23 protein-coding genes are annotated in these 19,672 nt (G+C 69.0%); 21 read left to right on the top strand and 2 right to left on the bottom strand.

What is annotated here, in order from left to right:
• Window positions 1-146: 146 nt before the first annotated feature.
• From rpsF to MLE43_RS08745, 4 genes are all read left to right on the top strand, one after another.
• Window positions 147-536: a 30S ribosomal protein S6 gene (gene rpsF, locus MLE43_RS08760; protein WP_243303276.1), complete on the top strand. Its 390-nt coding sequence runs from the start codon at window positions 147-149 to the stop codon at window positions 534-536.
• Window positions 533-799: a 30S ribosomal protein S18 gene (gene rpsR / locus MLE43_RS08755; protein ID WP_026853069.1), complete on the top strand. Its 267-nt coding sequence runs from the start codon at window positions 533-535 to the stop codon at window positions 797-799. The genes rpsF and rpsR overlap by 4 nt, the downstream gene beginning before the upstream one ends.
• A 486-nt stretch (window positions 800-1,285) precedes the next feature.
• Window positions 1,286-3,370: a M1 family aminopeptidase gene (locus MLE43_RS08750; RefSeq protein WP_243303275.1), complete on the top strand. Its 2,085-nt coding sequence runs from the start codon at window positions 1,286-1,288 to the stop codon at window positions 3,368-3,370.
• An 80-nt stretch (window positions 3,371-3,450) separates the two neighbouring features.
• Window positions 3,451-3,951 carry a DUF6677 family protein gene (locus MLE43_RS08745; RefSeq protein ID WP_243303273.1) on the top strand — a complete coding sequence of 167 codons (501 nt, stop codon included), beginning with the start codon at window positions 3,451-3,453 and terminating at the stop codon, window positions 3,949-3,951.
• Window positions 3,952-3,955: 4 nt separating this feature from the next.
• On the opposite strand, the gene prfB is transcribed toward MLE43_RS08745, so the two are convergent.
• Window positions 3,956-5,062 (bottom strand): peptide chain release factor 2, encoded by a 1,107-nt coding sequence (gene prfB, locus MLE43_RS08740; RefSeq protein WP_243303272.1) that lies wholly within the window; start codon window positions 5,060-5,062, stop codon window positions 3,956-3,958.
• 85 nt (window positions 5,063-5,147) lie between these two features.
• Between prfB and MLE43_RS08735 the strand changes: the two genes are divergently transcribed.
• The 12 genes from MLE43_RS08735 (at window position 5,148) to MLE43_RS08680 (ending at window position 14,904) form a co-directional block, all read left to right on the top strand.
• On the top strand, window positions 5,148-6,149 hold the full coding sequence (locus tag MLE43_RS08735) for an alpha/beta hydrolase (RefSeq protein ID WP_243303271.1): 1,002 nt from the start codon (window positions 5,148-5,150) through the stop codon (window positions 6,147-6,149).
• Window positions 6,146-7,075 carry an outer membrane protein assembly factor BamD gene (locus MLE43_RS08730; protein ID WP_243303270.1) on the top strand — a complete coding sequence of 310 codons (930 nt, stop codon included), beginning with the start codon at window positions 6,146-6,148 and terminating at the stop codon, window positions 7,073-7,075. Before MLE43_RS08735 ends, MLE43_RS08730 begins: the two co-directional genes overlap by 4 nt.
• Window positions 7,076-7,143: 68 nt before the next feature.
• Complete coding sequence (locus MLE43_RS08725) at window positions 7,144-8,133, top strand: aldo/keto reductase (protein WP_243303269.1); 990 nt, start codon at window positions 7,144-7,146, stop codon at window positions 8,131-8,133.
• Window positions 8,130-8,687, top strand: a complete 558-nt coding sequence (locus MLE43_RS08720; RefSeq protein ID WP_243303268.1) for a thiamine phosphate synthase — start codon at window positions 8,130-8,132, stop codon at window positions 8,685-8,687. Before MLE43_RS08725 ends, MLE43_RS08720 begins: the two co-directional genes overlap by 4 nt.
• Before the next feature lie 16 nt (window positions 8,688-8,703).
• The gene (locus tag MLE43_RS08715) at window positions 8,704-10,128 is read left to right on the top strand and encodes a mechanosensitive ion channel family protein (protein WP_243303266.1); all 1,425 of its coding nucleotides are present in this window, start codon (window positions 8,704-8,706) and stop codon (window positions 10,126-10,128) included.
• A 34-nt stretch (window positions 10,129-10,162) separates the two neighbouring features.
• Entirely contained in the window at window positions 10,163-10,426 is a 264-nt protein-coding gene (locus tag MLE43_RS08710) for a hypothetical protein (RefSeq protein WP_243303265.1), read from the top strand.
• Between the two features lies 1 nt (window position 10,427).
• Window positions 10,428-11,528 (top strand): dual-specificity RNA methyltransferase RlmN, encoded by a 1,101-nt coding sequence (rlmN, locus tag MLE43_RS08705; protein WP_243303264.1) that lies wholly within the window; start codon window positions 10,428-10,430, stop codon window positions 11,526-11,528.
• 34 nt (window positions 11,529-11,562) lie between these two features.
• Entirely contained in the window at window positions 11,563-12,165 is a 603-nt protein-coding gene (locus tag MLE43_RS08700; RefSeq protein WP_243303263.1) for an exopolysaccharide biosynthesis protein, read from the top strand.
• A complete protein-coding gene (trmD, locus tag MLE43_RS08695) occupies window positions 12,165-12,950 on the top strand; it encodes a tRNA (guanosine(37)-N1)-methyltransferase TrmD (RefSeq protein WP_243303262.1) in 786 nt (261 codons plus the stop codon). The genes MLE43_RS08700 and trmD overlap by 1 nt, the downstream gene beginning before the upstream one ends.
• A 145-nt stretch (window positions 12,951-13,095) precedes the next feature.
• Window positions 13,096-13,650 carry an outer membrane beta-barrel protein gene (locus MLE43_RS08690; protein ID WP_243303261.1) on the top strand — a complete coding sequence of 185 codons (555 nt, stop codon included), beginning with the start codon at window positions 13,096-13,098 and terminating at the stop codon, window positions 13,648-13,650.
• Between the two features lie 147 nt (window positions 13,651-13,797).
• Window positions 13,798-14,157 (top strand): 50S ribosomal protein L19, encoded by a 360-nt coding sequence (rplS, locus tag MLE43_RS08685; protein ID WP_243303260.1) that lies wholly within the window; start codon window positions 13,798-13,800, stop codon window positions 14,155-14,157.
• A 213-nt stretch (window positions 14,158-14,370) separates the two neighbouring features.
• A complete protein-coding gene (locus tag MLE43_RS08680; protein ID WP_243303259.1) occupies window positions 14,371-14,904 on the top strand; it encodes an outer membrane beta-barrel protein in 534 nt (177 codons plus the stop codon).
• A 246-nt stretch (window positions 14,905-15,150) separates the two neighbouring features.
• Here the strand turns inward: MLE43_RS08680 and MLE43_RS08675 are convergent, their stop codons facing one another.
• On the bottom strand, window positions 15,151-16,620 hold the full coding sequence (locus tag MLE43_RS08675) for a menaquinone biosynthesis decarboxylase (RefSeq protein WP_243303258.1): 1,470 nt from the start codon (window positions 16,618-16,620) through the stop codon (window positions 15,151-15,153).
• Between the two features lie 186 nt (window positions 16,621-16,806).
• On the opposite strand from MLE43_RS08675, the gene rplU reads away from it, so the two are divergent.
• The 5 genes from rplU (at window position 16,807) to rsfS (ending at window position 19,664) form a co-directional block, all read left to right on the top strand.
• Window positions 16,807-17,118, top strand: a complete 312-nt coding sequence (rplU, locus tag MLE43_RS08670) for a 50S ribosomal protein L21 (RefSeq protein ID WP_243303257.1) — start codon at window positions 16,807-16,809, stop codon at window positions 17,116-17,118.
• A gap of 119 nt (window positions 17,119-17,237) precedes the next feature.
• Window positions 17,238-17,498, top strand: a complete 261-nt coding sequence (rpmA, locus tag MLE43_RS08665; RefSeq protein ID WP_243303256.1) for a 50S ribosomal protein L27 — start codon at window positions 17,238-17,240, stop codon at window positions 17,496-17,498.
• 110 nt (window positions 17,499-17,608) lie between these two features.
• Window positions 17,609-18,658, top strand: coding sequence for a GTPase ObgE (gene obgE / locus MLE43_RS08660; RefSeq protein WP_243303255.1), 1,050 nt, complete (start codon window positions 17,609-17,611; stop codon window positions 18,656-18,658).
• Complete coding sequence (gene nadD, locus MLE43_RS08655; RefSeq protein WP_338029078.1) at window positions 18,658-19,272, top strand: nicotinate (nicotinamide) nucleotide adenylyltransferase; 615 nt, start codon at window positions 18,658-18,660, stop codon at window positions 19,270-19,272. The genes obgE and nadD overlap by 1 nt, the downstream gene beginning before the upstream one ends.
• Before the next feature lie 17 nt (window positions 19,273-19,289).
• Window positions 19,290-19,664 carry a ribosome silencing factor gene (gene rsfS, locus MLE43_RS08650; protein ID WP_243303253.1) on the top strand — a complete coding sequence of 125 codons (375 nt, stop codon included), beginning with the start codon at window positions 19,290-19,292 and terminating at the stop codon, window positions 19,662-19,664.
• Window positions 19,665-19,672 lie beyond the last annotated feature (8 nt).

The following is a 19,672-nucleotide window of genomic DNA, read 5'->3' as shown; positions in this document are numbered from 1 at the left end:
CGTTTGGACAGGCGGGGCTGGTTCCAGACTTTCCATTGATCTCAAGCCCTTTCCACGCGAAACTACCTGTTCGCGTCCTCCGCTGGAGGGCGTCTTCCTTGCTCCCCGGAACCCATTGGGGGGCTTCACATCCACAAGGAGGACAGATGCGTCACTACGAGACCATCTTCATCGCCTCCCCCACGCTGACGGACGAGCAGAGCGATGAGCTCGTCAAGCAGTTCGAGGGGATCATTGCGGAGCAGGGTGGCGAACTGCTCAAGACCGACAAGTGGGGCCGCAAGAAGCTGGCCTACGAAGTCCAGAAGTTCAGCGAGGGCTACTACACGCTCTTCGAGATGAACGCCGGGCCCGACCTCATCGCCGAGCTGGAGCGCCGCTTCCGCAACAACGATTCGGTCATCAAGTACCTGAGCGTCCGCATGGACGAGGCCGAGAAGGCCGCGGGCCGCGCCAAGCAGCGCATCGAGCGCGAGGCCAAGCGCAAGGCCCAGGCCGGCATCAAGGATCGCGCACCTGAGGAGGTGGTCGGATGAAGCGCCGAGCTGACGCCAAGAAGGGCAAGCCCAAGAAGAAGAAGGCTTTTGGGGGACGACGCGCGAAGTTCTGCAAGTTCTGCGTCGAGAAGTCCACCATGATCGACTACAAGGACGTGAAGACCCTCCAGGCCTTCACCCCCGAGCGCGGCAAGGTGCTGCCCCGCCGCACCAGCGGTGTGTGCGCCGTCCACCAGCGCGCCCTCGTCGAAGCCATCAAGCGCGCCCGCAACATCGCGCTGCTGCCGTTCGCCACGGACTAGCCCTGGTGCTGATGGACTTTCAACGAAGAGGGGGCCAATCGGCCCCCTCTTCGTTTCCGCACGAAAGCCTCCCTCGGCAGGGCTCCACTGGAGCCCCGCCGCCCCTTCGGGGCCGGTCGCCTTCTGCCGTCCACCAGCGCGCCCTCGTCTAACCCATACCGCGCGCCCGCGGGCCGGCGGGGCCCCGCTCCGAAGGCTCCCCCAGAGCCTTCGGAGCGACCCGCATCCTCCCTCGCATCGCGCTGCCGCCGTTCGCCACGGACTAGTCCTGGCGCTGACGGACTTTCAACGAAGAGGGGGCCAATCGGCCCCCTCTTCGTTTCCGCACGAAAGCCTCCCGAGGAGGAGGCGCCCTGCAGGGAGGCCGCCCGTTTGGAGGCGATATGAGCCCGTTCGGGGGGACACGATTGCCCGGAGCAGGGAAACCGGGGATCGTACCTTCACGCAATGGGCCGTCCATCCCCCTGCTCACGAACAAGAGGCGTCATGACCGTCATGGAATCCCTGTGGTTGCGGATGCTGTTGAGCCTCGGGCTGTGCCTCGGCGGCGCGGGACTCGCCGGCCAGGAAGTCCCGGATCCCTTCGGGGCCGTGGCGGCCCTCAAGCCCGGGCCGGTCCGGAATCTCGAGCAGCAGGCCACCTTCACCGTGGGGAACGCGCACATCCAGTTCACGGGACACTGGGCCCCGCTGCTGCGTGGGGACCAGAAGGTCGGGCTCTTCCTGGAAGGGAATGGCAGCTTGACCTACGTCTCATCCTTCGAGCCCGAATGGCCCATCCTCGAGCGCAACTGCAAGGACCTGGGGATGGTCACCCCGACCCGGGAAGGCCAGACCCGCATGGTCGCCTTCCCCTTCACCCGGGCCCGGATCCTGCTGGCCGGGGCCTCCTTCCCGACCTGGGGCGGCGACAGCTCGGGAGACTTGACGGGCCTGGCCGCCTTCGTGGAGCGGTGGCAGAAGGTGGATGGGTACTTCCCGGACCATCTGCTGGCCGCCCAGGCCATGAACGCTCCGGGCCGGATGGTGGCCTTCATCGAGCTGGAGAGGAACGACCAGCGCTGGCTCTACCGGTACGACGGCGTCGACGCCATGGAAGAGACCCTGGCCGTCGTGCGCCCGCTCAGGAGTTCCATCCCGGACCTCGGGGACTGGCATGATCCGGTGACCGTCTCCCGGCAGTTCCTCGGGTGGAACCCCCGCAAGGACCCGACGCCCGTGCATGTCCGGATCAACGCCCTGGAGGTGGACCTCCGGACCGCGGACAACCGGCAGGCGGCAATGACGGTCCAGGAGACCCTCATGCCGCTCGAGGATGGGCTGCGGGTGGTCACCTTCGACCTCTGGTCCACCCTCGCGGAACCCACCGGAACCCGCCATCTCCGGATCAAGCGGGTGGTGGATGGGACGGGGGCCGCCCTGGCCTTCAGCCACTCCCACGACAAGCTCGCGGTGTGCTTTCCGGCCCCGGCGACCCGCGGGGTGCCACTCACGCTCCGGCTGGAATACGACGGCGACTTCCTGATCCGGCCCCGGGGCGACAACTACTGGCAGCTCGGCGTCAAGGAAGGCTGGTATCCCACCCTCGAGAACCTCAGCGGCGAGTGGTACACCTTCCACGGCACGGTCCGGACACAGGGCGAATGGCAGGCCTTCCTCCCCGGGGACACCGTCCGCCGGGAGAAGGATGGGGTCTGGAACCTCGTGGAGACCCGGACGGACCGGCCCATCTGTTTCGCCACCATCCTGGGCGGGAAATATTCCGTGGATGAGGAGGTCCGCGATGGGCTGACGGTGAGGATCGCCACCTACGGCTTCAAGCCAGGGGCCGTGAACAAGGTCTTCAAGGAACAGACCCGCAACGTCATCCGCTACTACGAGACCTTCCTCGGGCCCTTCCCCTTCAAGGAATTCCTGATCATCGAGAAGAACGAATGGGGCTATGGCCAGGCGCCGCCGGGGATGATGTACATCACCCGGGACGCGTTCGAGCAGGCCCAGACGATCCGGCAGATGCAGGAGCTCGCCGACCTGGTCGGGCGCTACCGGGGGAGGAACATCTCCATCAGCACCATGGACGTGCGCCATGTCCTGGCCCACGAGATCGCCCACCAGTACTGGGGCATCGTGGTGAAGATGCCCAGCCGGCACGACCAGTGGGTGACGGAATCCTTCGCCGACTATTGCGCCGGTCTCTACGAACGGGACTACAAGGGCAAAGGCCGCTTCGACAAGGACATCGCCACCTGGAGGTCCGACGCGGAACGCTCGAAGGACCAGGGGCCCATCCCGCTCGCCAATGACATCCATTTCGACGACCGCTACGAGTCCTTCCTGGCCCGGAGGGACCTCCTCTATGCCAAGGGGCCGGTCCTGCTCCATGCGCTCCACCAGGAGCTGGGCGACCAGGTCTTCCTCACCTGGCTGAAATCAAGCCAGACCAACTTCCGCTGGAAGTTCGCCAGCACGGCGCGGCTCTTCGACCTCCTCAAATTCATCACCAAGAAGGACTACACGCCCTTCCTCGACACCTATTTCTGGGGCCTCGGTCTGCCGCCCGCAAAGCCATGACCCGCATCGCTCCCGGCAGCCCGCCCGCCAGGGGTGGGGCCGGACCCTCCTTGCCTGCCGGGCTGGGGTAAGCTGGAGGCATGTCTGAACCCACGCCCGCGCCCAGGCTCCCCATGCCCCTCCGCCGCAAGAAGGCCATCCTGGCGGCCTGGAAGCCGCTGCTGCTGCAGTGGCTGGTGCCGGGAGCGGGGTACTGGGTCATCGGCGAGAAGGGCCGGGCCAAGGCCTTCTTCGGGGTCTGGCTGCTCTTCTGCCTGCTGGCGGCGTTCCAGCTGCAGGCCGGCGCCGTGGACGGCGTGAAGGGCGGCGTCTTCGTGCCCGTGGCGGGAGCCTGGCTCCCCACCCTCGGCGCGTTCGGCACCCTGGGCATCGGACCGGTCTATGGCGCCTTCGCCTGGGCCTTCGGCGGGGCGGGCACCGAGCCCGTGCGCACGCTCACGCAGGAGTACGGGGCCACCTATGTGATGGTCGCCGGTCTCCTCAACTGGCTCTGCTGCTTCGACCTCTGGGACCGCATCACGGGCCGCTGGGTCTTCCGTCTCCCCAAGGACGAGCAGGAGAAGATCGCCAAGGGCGAGTAGCGGCTCAGCCCTCGGTCTTGAGGGACTTGGCCAGCAGCTGGGCCCGGATGAAGGCGTCGATGTCCCCGTCCAGCACCTTCTGGGTCTGGCTCGTCTCCTCGCCGGTGCGGTGGTCCTTCACCATCTGGTAGGGCTGGAGCACGTAGCTGCGGATCTGGCTGCCCCAGGCCACGTCGGCCTTGTCGCCGCTGGCGGCGGCCACCTTGTCCAGGAACTTGCGCTGTTCCAGCTCGTAGAGCCGCCCCTGCAGCACCTTCAGGGCCGTCGCGCGGTTCTTGATCTGGCTGCGCTCGTTCTGGCAGCTCACCACGATGCCCGTGGGCAGGTGGGTGAAGCGCACGGCCGATTCGGTGCGGTTCACGTGCTGGCCGCCGGCCCCGCTGGCCCGGAACACGTCGATCTTGAGGTCCTTCTCGGGGATGTCGACGTTGATGGTGTCGTCCAGTTCGGGGCTGACGTACACCGCCGCGAAGCTCGTGTGGCGCCGCTTGGCGGAATCGAAGGGGCTGATGCGCACGAGGCGGTGGACGCCGGCCTCGGCGCGCAGGTAGCCGTAGGAGAAGGGGGCGTTGACGATGAAGGTGGCGCCCTTGATGCCCGCCTCCTCGCCGTCCTGGTAGTCGATCATCTCCGTGGCCCAGCCCTTGGACTCGCAGAAGCGCAGGTACATGCGGAGCAGCATGGCCGCCCAGTCCTGGCTCTCGGTACCGCCCGCCCCGGGGGCGATGGCCACGATGGCGTGGTTGTCGTCGAGGTCGCCGCTGAGCATCATGCGGAGCTCGGCGTCCTCGATGGCCTTGCGGAGGCTGCCCTCGACGCTCTCGGCCTCGATCAGCATGTCCGCATCCTCGCGGGCCAGCTCCAGACCGGTCTCCAGGTCCTCCAGTCCGCCCGAGAGGCGCTTGGCCAGGGCGATGTCATCGGTGATCGAGCCCCGCTTCTGGAGGAGGGGCTTGGCGGCATCCGGATCATCCCAGAAGCCGGGGGCCGTGGTCCGCTCCTCGATCTGTTCCAGTTCCAGGGCCTTGCGCTCGGGGTCGAGGTGGGCGACCAGCTGCCGGACCCGGGGCTCCAGTTCATTCTTGGCCCGCACCAGGGTCTCGAAATCCATCGTCCGCCTCTCCAGCCCGACCTTCCGGGGAACCTTTAAGTTTAAGCGGATCGGGGATCGGCCGTCCCCAAGGTATTCTGATCGGATGCATGACACGACCCCTGTGCTGCCCGCCGATCTGGAGCCCACCGCCCGTGGGGTCCTGTCCGGCCATGGGGGCGTGACCCTGGCCTGGGCACGCTGGGAGCACCCGGAACCCAGGGGCCGGGTGGTCATTTCCCACGGATACGGGGAGCATGGCGAACGCTACCGGCATACGGCCCACTGGCTGCACGGCCTGGGCTGGTCCGTGTCGAGCATGGACCACAGCGGCTTCGGCCGGTCCGGCGGCATCCGGGGCGATGCGGACGGCATCCGCGCCTTCGTGGACGACTTCGCCCTCTTCCTCCGCCAGGAGCGGCGCCACGACGCCGAGCGCACCGGGGCCACGGCCCGGATCGTGGACGGCGTGCCCATGCCGCCCCTGCCCGTCTGCCCCCAGGTGGTGCTGGGCCACAGCTTCGGCGGGCTGGTCTCGCTGCTGACCCTGCTCTGGCATGCGGACACACTGGATGGGCTGATCCTGTCGAGCCCCAGCGTGGCCGTACGCTCCAATTCCCGGGCCCTGGTCGTGCTCTCCCGCCTCCTGCGCTGGCTCCTGCCCCACCGGCCCATCCAGCTGCACGGCGACAAGAGCCGCGTCTGCTCGGACCCGGTCCTCGTGCAGCGCTACGAGACGGACCCCCTCTGCCACCGCTGGGCCACCGCCGCCTTCGGCGCCGCCCTGGACGAAGGGCGGGCCGAGCTCCTGCCCCTGGGCCAGGAGCTGGACCGTCCCATGCTCCTGCTGGAATCCGGCGAGGACACGGTGGTGGACCCCGACGCCTCCGAGGCCCTGTGGTCCGCCGTGAGGCCGGGCCTGCTGGAACGCCACCGGCTGGCCGGTTTCTACCATGAAGTCTTCCACGACCGGCGGCGGGCCCAGGCCCAGGCCCTGGTCGAGCCGTGGCTCGAGAAGCTCCGCCAGGCGTGGGATCCTTCTCTTCGTCCGTGGAACCCTTCGCTCCGTCCCGCCATGTCTGAAATGCTGTCTCCGGAGTCCGCATGAAGCGCATCCTCACCGCCCTCTCCCTCAGCCTCCTCGTCCTGGGGCTGGGTTTGGGCTGCCGCAAACCGAAGACGGTGGACAAAACCGTCGTCTCGACCGTGCTGCTGGCCACCGCGGACAAGCAGATGAAGCAGGGCAAGTTCAACGAGGCCCGGGTGACCCTCCGTCAGCTGGAACAGTACCTCCCCGGTTCGCCCGAGTTCCCCAAGGCCAAGCTCATGCTGGGCGACAGCTTCTTCTTCCAGCCGAGCCCGAGCTTCCCCGAGGCCGAGGTGGAGTACACCAGCTTCCTGAACTACTTCCCCCGCCACGAATGGCGGGACTACGCCCTGTACCACCGGGCCCTCTGCCACTTCTCCTCCATCGAGAGCGCCGAGCGCGACCAGACCGAGACCCGCAAGGCCCTGGACGGCTTCCAGGAGCTGCTGACCGAGTCGCCCGGCAGTCCCTACGCCCGGGAGGCCAAGGCCAAGGTCCTCCAGTGCTGGCGGCGCATTGCCGAGCACGAGCTGGTGGTGGGCATCTTCTACGTGAACATCTACTACTATCCCGGGGCCGAGCGACGCCTGAAGGCCCTGCTGGAGACCTACCCCGACTATGTGGACCGCGAGCGCGCCTACTTCTACCTGGGCGAGGCCATGCGCCAGCGCCTGTTCACCCAGGAAGAGGTGGCGCAGTACCAGAAGGACTACGCCGCCAAACTCCAGAAGACCGATCTGAGCGACATGTCCCGGGAACAGGCGATCGAGTTCTCGAAGGAGTTCACCGCCTACACCACCGACCGGATCAAGGGCTTCCGCGACGAGGCCAGGAGCTACTACCAGAAGCTGGTGGAGAGCTACCCCGGCTCCGAGTGGGCGCGCCGCGCGGCGGACCGCCTGGTGACCATGGGCACCGGCAACGTGAAGGAAGACCTGGATAGTTGAGGCTGTCCGGGGTTTTCGCGCTGCGCGCACACCCCCGGCCTCGCTTCAACTCAACCTCGGGGCACGCCATGGAACTGAGCAGCCTCGGTCTCGGCACCTACCTGGGCCCCGCCACGGCCGAGGCGGATGCGGGTTATGCGCAGGCCGCCCGGGCCTTCCTGACGGCGGGCGGGACAGTGTTCGACACCGCCGCCAACTACCGGGGCGGCCGTTCGGAACGGGCCCTGGGCGCCGCCTTCGCCGGCCAGCCCCGGAGCGGCTATTTCATCTCCACGAAGGCCGGCTACCTGCCCATGGGTGACGGGAGCACCGGGGAGGACCCCGGGGCCTGGTTCCACCGGGTCCTGGAAGCCCCCGGCATCCTCCGGGCCGAGGAGGTGGTGGATGGCTGCCACGCCCTGGCGCCCCGCTACCTGGCCCACCAGCTCGGGGTGAGCCTGGGCGCGCTGGGCGTGGACGCGGTGGACCTCTTCCACCTCCACAACCCGGAGCAACAACTCCCCCACCTGGGCCCCGAGGCCTTCCATGCCCGCATCCAGCAGGCTTTCGAAGCCTGCGAAGGGTTCGTCGCAGCCGGGAAGATCGGCGCCTACGGCGTGGCCACCTGGAACGGATTCCGGGTGCCCCCGGGACAGCCCGGCCATCTCAGCCTCGAGCGCCTGCTCCTGGCCGCGGAAGCCGTCGGGGGGGCCGGCCACCACTTCCGCTGGATCCAGCTGCCCCTGAACCTCGCCCTGCCCGAAGCCTTCCTGGCCCCCACCCAGGCGTTCAGGGGCGAGCGGATGACGCCCCTCCAGGCGGCCCGGGCCGCGGGGCTCTCCGTGCAGACATCCGCCTCGATCATGCAGGCCAGGATCCTCTCCCAGCTCCCCGCGGACCTGGTGGCGGCGCTGGGGGGCGCGACCCCGGCGCAGGCCGCCCTCCAGTTCCCCCGTTCCTGCCCGGGGGTGACCGTGGCCCTCTGCGGCATGGGGCGGCCGGAGCATGTGGTGGAGAACGCCGCGGTCCTGGGCCTCCCCAAGGTGGACCCCGCCCTGCTCTCGGGCCTCTTCGGATGATCCTCCTCGCCCTCACCCCCGGCCTCGGCTTCGACCGCTCCCGCTGGGCGGCCGTGCTGCGCGCGGGCGTGGACGGCTTCCTCATCCGGGAGAAGCAGCTGGGGGCCCGGGCGCTGCTGGAGGCCGCGGTCTGGTGCCAGGACACCGCACCGGGGGTGCCCCTCTGGGTGACCGGCCGCCTGGATGTGGCCTTCGCAGCGGGGTGCGGCCTCCACGCGCCGGAAGCCCATCCCGAGGTGGAGCCGGGGCTGGTCCCCCTCTCCCGCCCCCTGCACGACGAAAACCAGTGGGCCCGGCGGTGCCACACGGACCAGCTGCTCGTCTCCCCCATCTTCCCCAGCCCCGGCAAGAGCGGCCCCTGGGGAGCCGGGCGCCTGCGGCGGTTCCTGGACACGCTGCCCGCAGAGGGCCCGCGCCTCCTCGCGCTGGGCGGCGTCGATCCGTCGAACGCCGGGTCGCTGAGCCACCCGCGCCTCGCGGGGATCGCCGCCATCCGGCCCTTCTGGGAGGGCGATCCCCGCCGGGCGGTGGCGGCCTTCCGCGCCCTCGAATAGGCGTATCCTCTCCCCCATGTTCCGCGACTTGAGGGAGAAGGTCAGCGCGCCGCGCCGGATCGCGGCCTGGATCCTCCTCGGGCTGCTCCTGCTGCTGGCAGCCCTGGTGCTGCCCCGCCTGAACGCCCATCCGGCCCTCCATCGGGTCGCGGGTTTCGTCCTTTGGGCCCTGCTCGCCTACGGGGCGGTGCGTCTGGTCTCCTTCCTGCTGCTCGATCCCCTGCTGAGCCAGCGGAAGACCGCCACCCCGGGTTTCGCGCGGGACCTCATCGTGGTGGCCCTCTACCTGGTGGCGGCCGGCGGCATCCTCCGCGAAGTCCTGCAGGTGAGCCTGGGCCAGCTGCTGGGCACGGGCGCCATCGCGGCGGCCGTGGTGGGCCTCAGCCTGCAGGAGGTCCTGGGGAACCTGTTCGCCGGCATCTCCCTGCATCTGGACCCCGCCTTCCAGGTGGGCGACTGGGTGGAGATCACCGGGAACCTGCGGGGCGGCCCGGGCCGCGAGACCCTCATCGGGCAGGTGGAGGCCATGACCTGGCGCACGGTGCAGCTCCGCACCGAGAACGGCGACATGGACGTATTGCCCAACCGGGCCATCGCCCAGGCCGTGGTGACGAACCTCTACGCGCCCTCGGGCTTCCACCGCCGCACGGCCAAGGTCGTCGTCGAGCCCCGTCCCGACCTGCACCGGGCTCTGGAGGCCCTCACCCTCGCCCTGGCGGGCCTGCCCCATCCCCCGGACCGCTGCCCCGAGGTGGTGGTCCACAGCTCCGACCTGGGCGGCGCCGTGCTGGAGCTGCGCTTCTGGGCCCTGGGCTTCCGGCACGGGCGCCAGGCCACCTTCCAGGCCACCCGTCTTGCCGCCACGGTCCTGCCCAGGGAGGGCTTCCGCCTCATGGGACCCCATGGCCCCAGCCCGCTGGTGGTGCGGCCCGAGGCCAACCCGGACCCCGCGCTGATGCACGATCTCGTCCGCCAGCTGGGCCTTCCCGAACACTGGGCGGAAGACCTCCGCGGGCGCCTCCGCCTGCGGAGCCTGGCGCCGGGGGAAGGCGTCATCCGGGAAGGCGAGCCTGGCGATTCCCTCTTCGCCGTCCATCGCGGCACCCTCCAGGTGGTGCGGGCGGAGGAGCGCCTGGAACCCTATACCGGCCTCTTCTGGAAACCCGTGGCGGAGCTGGGCCCGGGCCAGTGGTTCGGCGAGGCCAGCCTGCTGACCGGGGCCCCCCGGAATGCCACCGTGGTGGCCCGCACCGAAGCCGAGATCGTGGAGGTCCCCAAGGAGGCCTTCGAAACCTCCCTCCGACGCGAACCGGAACTCCTGGAGCGCCTGGTGGACCTGATGGAGCAGCGGGCCCAGGGCGAGGCGGAGGCGGGCCTGCCCAAGGAATCACGCCGCGCCCAGTGGGCCCGGCAGGTCCGCGCCTGGTTCAGCCTGGCCTAGGGACGGCGCTGGTATCCTGGAAGACGGAGGCCCCATGGATCTGCCTGAGAACCTGCATCACCTGGTCAGCGAACTGGGCGATTCACTGGTGAAGGCCCTGGCCGAGGACGATCACTGCCGTGACCTCACCTTCCAGATCCAGGCCCAGGGCTACGGCCTCATGCTCATCCTGGAGGCGGCGCCCATCCGGCTGCGCGGGGAGGGGTCCGACGAGACCTTTCCGCAGGAGGGGCCGGAACAGCCCTTCTCCGAGGATGACAAGCGCCTCATGAAGTCCTTCAAGATCCGGATGGACTGAGATGCCCCAGCTTTGGGACCGGCCAGCCCCGGAGGCCGGCACCGCCGGGCGTCCCAACGCCGCGGGCCTGGGGGCGGCGGGCCTGAAGGCGCTCGCGACGGCGCTGGGCGAACCCGCCTGGCGGGGCGGCCAGCTCTTCGAGGGCCTCTACCGGCAGCGCTGGACCCGCTGGGAGCAGTTCTCCAGCCTGTCCAAGGCCCTGCGGGCCCGCCTGGAGGCCGAGGTGGACCTGGTCTGGCCCGCCCTTGTCCAGAGCCAGGCCTCGGAGGACGGATCCACCAAGCACGCGTTCGAGCTCGCGGACGGGAAGCAGATCGAAGGCGTGTTCATGCCCTACAACGACCGGGTGACCCTCTGCCTCTCCAGTCAGGTGGGCTGCGCCATGGGCTGCACCTTCTGCGCCACGGGGCAGATGGGCATCGTGCGGAACCTCTCGGCCGCCGAGATCGTGGGCCAGGTGGTGGCCATGCTGAACCACCACGGCCACCCCGAAGGCCGCCCCGTGAACCTGGTGTTCATGGGCATGGGGGAGCCGCTGCACAACCTCGACCACCTCATGGCCGCCTTCGCCCTCCTCACGGATCCCAAAGGCCTGGCCATCCCGCCCCGGCGCATCACCGTGTCCACCTCCGGCCTGGTGAGCGGCATCGAGCGGCTGGCCGCCTTCCCGAAGCGGCCGCGCCTGGCCCTCAGCCTCAACGCCACCACGGACGCCCACCGCTCGGCCATCATGCCCGTGAACCGGGTCTGGAACCTCGATGCCCTGGCCGCGGCCCTGGCCACCTTCCCCCTGCAATCCGGCGAGCGCATCACCCTCGAGTACGTGCTGCTGAAGGGTGTCACCGACAGCCTGGAGGATGGCCGGCGCCTGGCGGCCTTCGCCCGGCGCTTCCCCGCCAAGGTGAACCTGATCCCCTTCAATCCCCATGAGGGCAGCGGCTTCGAGCCCCCGGACGAAGCCCGCGTCGGCGCCCTCTGCCGCCTGCTGTCGGACACGGGCCTGCCGGTGAGCGTCCGGCGGAGCCGGGGCCAGGACGTGGCCGGCGCCTGTGGCCAGCTGGTGCGGGAGGGGCAGGCCCGGGGACCGAAGGCAGGGGCCTGAAGACTGGGGGCTCTTTTCCCGTCATCCTGGTGAGGTGCAGCCCGCGCCGAAACCCTTCTTCGAGACCCTCCACGCCCTGCTGGACGCGGAAGGTGAGATCACGCTCGGCGAACTCCTGGATGCCGCCGGGGAGCAGACCTACGGCTTCCTGACCCTCCTGCTTTCCCTGCCGAACCTGGTGCCCGGCCTCAACCTCGGCCTGGCCCCCGTGGGCGGCATCGGCCTCATGGCCCTCGGGGTCCAGATGGCCTGGGGCACGCCCCACCCCTGGGTGCCCCGGCGGATCCAGGCCCAGCCCATCCACAAGGGCCGCATCAAAAACGCCCTGGCCAGGCTGGAGACCCAGCTGGACCGCCTCCGCTGGCGCGGCGCCGGGCGCCGGCCTATCCACCACCGCTGGGCGGGGGCCTGCATCGCCTGGACCGGCTTCCTGCTGGCCATCCCCGTGCCCCTGCCCTTCGGCAACCAGCTGCCCGCCGCCACCCTCTGCCTCATGGGGGCGGCCCTGCTGGAGGAGCGCCCCACCTGGGCCTGGATCGGCGCCATCGCCTCCCTGGCCAACACCCTGTACTTCGCCTTCAGCTTCGACCTCATCCTCCGGACCTTCACGAGGGCCTTCCACGCGATGGTGAAGTGATGCGCATCGACGCCCTCACCCTCTTCCCGGAGTTCTTCGAGGCCGCGCGCCTCGGCATCACGGGCCGGGCCTTCCGCGAGCTGGGCCACGGCCTCCACACCCACAGCTACCGGCCCTTCGCGGGCAACCCGTTCGGCCATGTGGACGACACCCCCTTCGGCGGCGGACCCGGCATGGTGCTGCGGCCCGAGGTGCTGCGGGACACCCTGGCCACCGTCCCCCGGGAAGGCGCCGGCCGCGTCATCCACTTCAGCCCTGCGGCCCCGCCGCTCACCCACGCCAAGGTGCTGGAGCTGGCCCGCCTCGATCAGCTGATCCTGGTCTGCACGCGCTACGAGGGCCTGGACCAGCGCGCCGTGGCCCACTGCGTGGACGAGGAGCTGAGTGTGGGCGAGGCGGTCCTCAGCGGCGGCGAGCTGCCCGCCCTCTACCTCATCGACGCGGTCTGCCGCTGGCTGCCGGGCGTCCTGGGCAACCAGGCCTCCGCCGAGGCGGACAGCTTCGCCACGGGCCTGCTGGACCACCCCCACTACACCCGGCCCGCGACCTTCGAAGGCCTCGACGTGCCGGCGGTCCTCCAGGGCGGCGACCACGGCGCCATCCGCCTCTGGCGCCTGCGGGAGGCCATGGCCCGGACGAAGCGCCTGAGGCCGGACCTCTGGACCGCCTACCTGCGGGACCGCCTGCCCTCCCTGGATCGCCCCGCCCAGTGGTGCGCCTGGCAGGTGGAGCATCCCGAGGACTGGAACCGGTCCAAACCCAAGGGCTGGAAGGGCTGGAAGTAGAACCAGGTCGATTTTCTTGGATCCGGACTAGACCTCCAGATACAAGATGCGTAGGTAACATTTAGCCCCATCGGGCGACCGCGGCCTCAGAGGCCCCGGATCCGCCCAATGAACCCCGGCCCCCCATGGGCCTCAAGGAGATCTCATGACGATCCGCGCACTCATCCTGGCTGCCGCCGCGCTGGTGGCCCCCGCCCTCAGCGCCCAGGAAGGCCCCCGCTTCGGGCTCCAGGCGGGCCTCAACATCCCCCAGAGCGACCTCAAGGACGCGGTGGACAGCAAGGTGGGCTTCACCGTCGGCGCCCAGGCCACCTTCGACCTCCAGAGCGGCCACATGATCCGCCCCCGCCTGGACTACACCTGGTTCCCCGAGTACTCCTGGGGCTGGGGCGGCTACTCGACCAACCACAAGCTCTCCAACATTGCGCTTGGCGCCGATTATCTGTACTTCGTGGAAGGCAAGCCCCAGGGTTTCTATGTCACCGGCGGCCTCGCGCTGGTGAAGTGGAAGGCCGAGCTGAGCACCTCCTACCTGGGCGCCAGCGCATCCACCAGCGAGACCACCACCAAGCTGGGCCTAGCCGCCGGCATGGGCTACCAGTTCAACAAGACGGTCGGAGCTGACGTCCGCTACCTGAAGAGCAGCGCCTGGGAAGGCGACCTCGACATGATCCAGGTGGGCGCCACCTTCCGCTTCTAGGCTGAGGTTCAGGGGCAAGGGGGCTTCCTCCGGGAATGCCCCCTTTCCTTTCCAGCCTTTTCCGATACACTGATGGACTCCCCGACTCCGGGGACATCGAGCCATGTCCGCCGATTCCGGCCCGGGACCGCTGGCCCAGGAGCCCACATGAGCCACATCATCGACCAGCTTGAAGCGAGCCTGCTTCGGTCCGACCTGCCCCGCATCACCCCCGGCGACACCGTCAAGGTGCACGTCAAGGTGAAGGAAGGCGAGAAGGAGCGCATCCAGCTCTTCCAGGGCATCGTCATCGGCATCAAGGGCGGCGGCATGCGCACCTCCTTCACCGTCCGCAAGGTCGCGAGCGGCGTGGGTGTGGAGCGCATCTTCCCCCTCAACAGCCCCACCATCGACAAGCTCGAAGTCGTGCGCCACGGCAAGGTCCGCCGCGCCAAGCTCTACTTCCTGCGCGAGAAGCTCGGCAAGGCCGGCCGCCTCAAGGAGCGCCGCACCGAGAACGGCGAGTAGATTCCATTCTCCACCAACGAAGAAGGCGCCCGGACGGGCGCCTTCTTCGTTGGTGGAGATCTCGTTCAGGACAGGTTTAACTCGAACTAGATCTTTATTTCTAGTCTCGCTTTCACGGGTTTTGCCGAGGCCTGCGCACCCGGTTTTTGTGGCACCATGGCCCCGGGCGCCCGGTCGTCCCATCCTGGGTCCGCGCGCCATTCCGGAGGAACCATGAAGATCTCGTCCCCACTGACCCTGGCTGTCCTGGCTGCTGCTGCGCTATCCCTCCGGGCCGAAGCCCCCCGGTACGGCGTGCAGGGCCTGGTGAACATCCCTTTGGGCGATCTGAAGGACTTCGTGGACAGCAAGCCCGGACCCGGCGTCGGCGTCCACGGCACCTTCGATCTGGGCGATGGCCACATGCTGCGGCCCCGCCTGGACTACAGCGTGTTCCCCGAGGCCTCCTTCGGCAGCCTCAAGCAGAGCGCCTGGGACCTGAGCCTGGGCGGCGACTACCTCTACTTCATCGCCGGCAAGCCCGAGGGGCTTTATGTCACCGGTGGCCTCGCCGTGGTGCGCTGGTCCTTCGAGACCAAGGACGCCTTCACGAAGGTGACCGCCAACACCACCAAGCTGGGCCTGGCCGCCGGCGTGGGCTACCAGTGGAACGCCACCGTGGGCACGGAACTCCGCTACACCTACAGCAAGGTCGACTCCGGCTTCACCGCGGACGGACTCCAGGCGGGCGTGACCATCCGGTTTTAATATTCTCCGGGGTTTACGCGCTACGCGCACACCCCCGGACCCCCGCGCAAAGCCCGGCCCAGCCGGGCTTCGCTTTACTCTCCGGGAGCCAAGGTCGCGCTGCGCGCCTCCACCTGACGCCACGCGGACGGGGCTTCCACTCGCCCTTCAGGCTCGCGGAGGTGGAGCCTCCCCCCGGACCCCCGCGCGAAGCCCGGCCCAGCCGGGCTTCGCTTTGCTCTGGGGGAAGTCCCGCCGTCGCGCGGGTCAGAGCCCGTAGTCCTTCCACCGCTGGCCGATGCGATCGAGGAGCTCCTCCGGGAAGACCAGGTCGCGCGGCCACTCGCGGGGGAAACCATCCCAGGGGCGGTTCTTGCGGGTGGCGTCGAGGCCCACCTTGCTGCCGAAGGCGAAGCGGTCGGCGCTGTGGTCCAGCACATCGAGCGGGCCTTCGGTGAAGAGCAGGTCGCGCTTGGGGTCCACGTTGCTGGTGAGGCGGAAGAGCACCTCGTTCAGGTCGTGGGGATCGATGTCCTCGTCCACCACCACGATGCCCTTGGTGAACATGATCTGGCCCGTGCCCCAGATGGCGTTCATGACCTTCTGCGGGTGACCCGGATACTCCTTCTTCATGGAGAGGATCACCAGGTTGTGGAAGGCCCCGGCCGCGGGCAGGTGCATGTCGCGGATTTCCGGCAGCACCATGCGGAGCAGGGGCAGGAAGATCCGCTCCGTGGCCAGGCCCAGGTAGGCGTCCTCCTGGGGCGGGCGGCCCACGATGGTGGCGGGGAAGACGGGGTTCTTCCGCATGGTGATGGCTTCCACGTGCAGCACGGGATAGTCGTCTGCCAGGGAGTAGTAGCCGGTGTGGTCGCCGAAGGGGCCCTCGCGGCGCAGCTCGCCGGGGTTCACGTAGCCCTCGATGACGATCTCCGAATCCGCCGGAACCTCCAGGTCGTTGGTCACGCAGGGGACCATCTCGATGCCTTCGCCCCGCAGGAAACCCGCGAACATCACCTCGCTGAGGAAGGGTGGCAGGGGCGCCGTGGCGGCGTAGGTCAGGGCCGGGTCGCCGCCGAAGCTCACGGCCACGGGCATGCGCTCGTCCCGGCCGTAGCCGTGGCGGTTCCGCGCCCCATCGTGGTGGAGCTGGGTGTGGAAGCCCAGCGTCCGGTCATCGAAAACCTGCAGGCGGTAGAGACCCGTGTTGCGGTGCCCCGTCTGCTTGTTGCGGGTGTGGCTCATGCCCAGCGTGATGAAGGGGCCCCCGTCCTCGGGCCAGGTGGTGAGCACGGGCAGGTCCGAGAGCCTCACCTGGTCGCCCTTGAGCACCACCTCCTGGCAGATCCCCTTGCGTACGGTCTTCGGCATCCAGTTGGAGACCTCGGCCAGCACGGGCAGCTTGGCCAGCTTCTCGAACAACCCCGTGCCGGGCTTGGGCATGGCCTCCTGCACCAGCTTCTCGATGCGGTCGGCGATGGCATCCAGGCCCCGGGGCTCCCGATCCACGCCCAGGGCCATCTCCATGCGCTTGAGGCTGCCGAAGGCATTCATGGCCACGGGCATGGCCTTGCCCTTGGGCCGGTCGAAGCGCAGGGCCCTCCCCCCCCCGGGCTGCTTGGACACCCGGTCGGCGATGGCGCCCATCTCCAGGAATGGATCGACTTCGGCGGCCACGGGGTGGAGCTCGCCCGCAGCCTCGAGCTGCTTCAGGAAGGTCTGGAAGTCACGGCCCATGGGAATCTCCGGCCCCCGATCATCCCATCCCCGGGCCGGTATCTGGAACCCAATCCCCCTTGCTTCATGAATTTCCCTTGAGGCGACAGGACTTTCCCCGCATACTGATGGGCCTTGCCCTGGCCGTGGGCCCCCCAAGCGCGTCCGATGGACTGCCGCCCACACGCCCCAATCAAAGAGGTTTCCATGTTCGCAATCATCAAGACCGGCGGGAAGCAGTACCGCGTCGCCGAGGGCGACATCCTCCGGGTGGAGCTCCTGGAGAAGGATCCCAAGCAGGCCGTGACCTTCGAGGATGTGCTGCTCATCGACAACGACGGGGACCTGAAGGTGGGCCAGCCCATCGTGAAGGGCGCCAAGGTCGAGGCCGAGGTCATCACCCACGACCGCGCCAAGAAGGTGATCATCTTCAAGAAGAAGAAGACCACCACCTACCAGCGCACCCAGGGCCACCGCCAGGGTTACACCGAGGTCCGCATCAAGGCCATCAAGGGATGATGCTCTCCGGGGATCCCGCGCTGCGCGCACACCCCCGGACCCCCGATGCTCGCCCGGGCCAAGCCCGCACCCGCATCCTTCCCCCCATTCACGAATCCTGATTTTGAAGAGGTTCTTCCATGGCTCATAAAAAAGGCGTCGGTTCCAGCCGCAACGGTCGTGATTCCCATTCCCAGCGCCTCGGCGTGAAGGAGTTCGGCGGGGAAGTCGTCCCCGGCGGTTCCATCCTCGTCCGCCAGCGCGGCACCAAGTTCAAGGCCGGCATCAACGTCGGCATGGGCAAGGACCACACCCTCTTTGCCAAGATCGACGGCAAGGTGCGGTTCCAGGACAAGGGCCAGTCCGGCCGCTTCATCCACATCGATCCCATCGAGGGTTGATGTTGTCCGGGGGGTCTGCGCTGCGCGCACATCCCCGGGGCCCCCTCGCACAGGCCGGGCGGAGCCCGGCCTGTGCTTATTCCACCCCTTTCCTGAAGTGACCCCCCACCATGTTCCTTGACTACGTCCAGCTCCGCGTCGCCGCCGGTCACGGGGGTTCCGGCGCCATGAGCTTCCGCCGCGAGAAGTTCGCCCCCGAGGGCGGGCCCGACGGCGGCGACGGCGGCAAGGGCGGCTCCATCTTCATCCGGGCCAATCGGGCCCTGAACACCCTCAACCCCTACCGCCACAAGCGCGACTTCGCCGCCGAGCGCGGCCGCCAGGGCGAGGGCTGCATGCGCCATGGCAAGGATGGCCTCGACATCACCCTGGAAGTGCCCCTCGGCACCGTGGTGAAGGATGGCGAGACCGGCGAGGTGCTGGCGGAGCTGCTGGCGGACGGCGAATCCGTCTGCGTGGCCCGCGGTGGCCGCGGCGGCCTGGGCAACACGAACTTCAAGAGCTCCACCAACCGCACCCCGCGCCACCACCAGCCCGGCGAGGAAGGCGAAGAGCGCGCCCTCGACCTGGAGCTGAAACTCATTGCGGACGTGGGCCTGGTGGGCTTCCCCAACGCCGGCAAGAGCACCCTGGTGAGCCGCCTCAGCGCCGCCCGGCCCAAGATCGCCGACTACCCCTTCACCACCCTGGAGCCCCAGCTCGGCGTGGTGAGCCTGGACCGCTTCGGCGGCGACATCATGGACAGCTGGGTCATCGCCGACATCCCGGGCCTCATCGAAGGCGCCGCGGACGGCGCGGGCCTGGGCATCCAGTTCCTGCGCCATGTGGAACGCACCCGCATGCTGCTGCACCTGGTGGACCTGTCGGATCCCATCACCGAGCCCGCCGAGGCCGTCCGGGTCATCGAGGGCGAGGTGCTGGCCTTCAGCCCCGTGCTCGCCGCCAAGCCCCGCTGGCTGGTGGGCACCAAGCTCGACGCCCTCCAGGACGAGGCGCGCCGGACCGCCTTCGAAGCCATCTGCGCCGACCGGGGGCAGAAGCCCGTCTTCATCTCGGGGGTCACGGGCGAAGGGCTCCGCGAGCTGGCCTTCGCGGTCGACGATGCCCTGAAGATCCTGGCCGGACAGAAAGAAGCCGTGCCCAAGGACGAGGTCTGGTAGTGCGCGTCGGCCTGCTCGGTGGGGCTTTCAACCCTCCGCATGAGGGGCACCTGCGCTTGGCGCGCCTCGCCCTGGAGCACCTGGACCTGGACGAGCTGCGCTTCGTGCCCACGGCCCTCAGCCCCCACAAGCCCGATCCGGGCGGCCCGGGGGCCGAGACGCGCCTGCACCTGCTGACCGAGGCTCTCCGTGCCTTCGACGCCCGCTGCAAGGTGGAGCGGGCGGAGGTGGCGCGCGGCGGCACCAGCTACACGGTGGACACCTTGGAGACGCTGGCCTCCCTTGAGCCCGGCACGGCCTGGATCCTCGTCATGGGCAGCGACCAGCTGGCGGGCTTCGCCGCCTGGCGCCGCCCGGAGCGGATCCTCGAGCTGGCCTCCCTGGCCGTGGGCCGGAGGCCCGGCGCCCCCACCGAGGTTCCAGGCATTCCGGGACTCCAGGTCGTATCCGCCTGGTCCGGGGGGCCCGGCGAGCTGGTCTGGCTGCCCTCGACCGAAACCGACCTCGCCTCCACCGACCTCCGGCACCGCCTGGCGGCGGATCCTGCCGAGGATCCCGCCGGCATCCCAGCCCAAGTTCTGGCTGCCATCCGCGCCGAAAACCTGTATCGTTAGCCTGCTCTGGAGCCCGCATGACCCTTGATTCCCGGCTCGCGACCGTCGTCGACGCCGCCCGGTCCAAGAAAGCCTTCCGCATCCGACTCGTGGACGTGAAGGACATCGCCAGCTTCACGGATGTGTTCGCCTTCATGAGCGGGGGCAGCGACCGCCAGAACCGCGCCATCGCCGAGTCCATCGAGGACGCCCTCAAGCTGGCCGGCGAGCATCCCATCTCCCGCGAGGGCGAAGCCAACGGCAACTGGGTGCTGCTCGACTACGGCAACCTGGTCGTCCACGTCATGGACGAGGACACCCGCCGCCACTACAACCTCGAGGGGCTCTGGGGCGCCGGCCGTGAGCTGGAGCTGCCCCCCGAGACCCATCCCGCATCCGACGCCCGTCCGTAGGAGATGAC

It is taken from the genome of Geothrix oryzisoli (assembly GCF_022808865.1).
Lineage (GTDB): Bacteria > Acidobacteriota > Holophagae > Holophagales > Holophagaceae > Geothrix > Geothrix oryzisoli.
The sequence above is the reverse complement of the archived record's forward strand: the minus strand, read 5'-3'. Positions and strand labels throughout refer to the sequence as shown.

What these genes read in the sequence shown, in the direction of transcription:
- MLE43_RS08730 (WP_243303270.1), top strand. Translation starts at nt 6,146, where the DNA reads ATGAAGCGCATCCTCACCGCCCTCTCCCTCAGCCTCCTCGTCCTGGGG.
- MLE43_RS08715 (WP_243303266.1), top strand. Translation starts at nt 8,704, where the DNA reads ATGTTCCGCGACTTGAGGGAGAAGGTCAGCGCGCCGCGCCGGATCGCG.
- MLE43_RS08720 (WP_243303268.1), top strand. Translation starts at nt 8,130, where the DNA reads ATGATCCTCCTCGCCCTCACCCCCGGCCTCGGCTTCGACCGCTCCCGC.
- obgE (WP_243303255.1), top strand. Translation starts at nt 17,609, where the DNA reads ATGTTCCTTGACTACGTCCAGCTCCGCGTCGCCGCCGGTCACGGGGGT.
- MLE43_RS08750 (WP_243303275.1), top strand. Translation starts at nt 1,286, where the DNA reads ATGACCGTCATGGAATCCCTGTGGTTGCGGATGCTGTTGAGCCTCGGG.
- rpmA (WP_243303256.1), top strand. Translation starts at nt 17,238, where the DNA reads ATGGCTCATAAAAAAGGCGTCGGTTCCAGCCGCAACGGTCGTGATTCC.
- rpsR (WP_026853069.1), top strand. Translation starts at nt 533, where the DNA reads ATGAAGCGCCGAGCTGACGCCAAGAAGGGCAAGCCCAAGAAGAAGAAG.
- rsfS (WP_243303253.1), top strand. Translation starts at nt 19,290, where the DNA reads ATGACCCTTGATTCCCGGCTCGCGACCGTCGTCGACGCCGCCCGGTCC.
- MLE43_RS08725 (WP_243303269.1), top strand. Translation starts at nt 7,144, where the DNA reads ATGGAACTGAGCAGCCTCGGTCTCGGCACCTACCTGGGCCCCGCCACG.
- MLE43_RS08745 (WP_243303273.1), top strand. Translation starts at nt 3,451, where the DNA reads ATGTCTGAACCCACGCCCGCGCCCAGGCTCCCCATGCCCCTCCGCCGC.
- MLE43_RS08690 (WP_243303261.1), top strand. Translation starts at nt 13,096, where the DNA reads ATGACGATCCGCGCACTCATCCTGGCTGCCGCCGCGCTGGTGGCCCCC.
- rplS (WP_243303260.1), top strand. Translation starts at nt 13,798, where the DNA reads ATGAGCCACATCATCGACCAGCTTGAAGCGAGCCTGCTTCGGTCCGAC.
- rlmN (WP_243303264.1), top strand. Translation starts at nt 10,428, where the DNA reads ATGCCCCAGCTTTGGGACCGGCCAGCCCCGGAGGCCGGCACCGCCGGG.
- trmD (WP_243303262.1), top strand. Translation starts at nt 12,165, where the DNA reads ATGCGCATCGACGCCCTCACCCTCTTCCCGGAGTTCTTCGAGGCCGCG.
- rplU (WP_243303257.1), top strand. Translation starts at nt 16,807, where the DNA reads ATGTTCGCAATCATCAAGACCGGCGGGAAGCAGTACCGCGTCGCCGAG.
- MLE43_RS08710 (WP_243303265.1), top strand. Translation starts at nt 10,163, where the DNA reads ATGGATCTGCCTGAGAACCTGCATCACCTGGTCAGCGAACTGGGCGAT.
- MLE43_RS08680 (WP_243303259.1), top strand. Translation starts at nt 14,371, where the DNA reads ATGAAGATCTCGTCCCCACTGACCCTGGCTGTCCTGGCTGCTGCTGCG.
- prfB (WP_243303272.1), bottom strand. Translation starts at nt 5,062, where the DNA reads ATGGATTTCGAGACCCTGGTGCGGGCCAAGAATGAACTGGAGCCCCGG.
- MLE43_RS08735 (WP_243303271.1), top strand. Translation starts at nt 5,148, where the DNA reads ATGCATGACACGACCCCTGTGCTGCCCGCCGATCTGGAGCCCACCGCC.
- MLE43_RS08675 (WP_243303258.1), bottom strand. Translation starts at nt 16,620, where the DNA reads ATGGGCCGTGACTTCCAGACCTTCCTGAAGCAGCTCGAGGCTGCGGGC.
- rpsF (WP_243303276.1), top strand. Translation starts at nt 147, where the DNA reads ATGCGTCACTACGAGACCATCTTCATCGCCTCCCCCACGCTGACGGAC.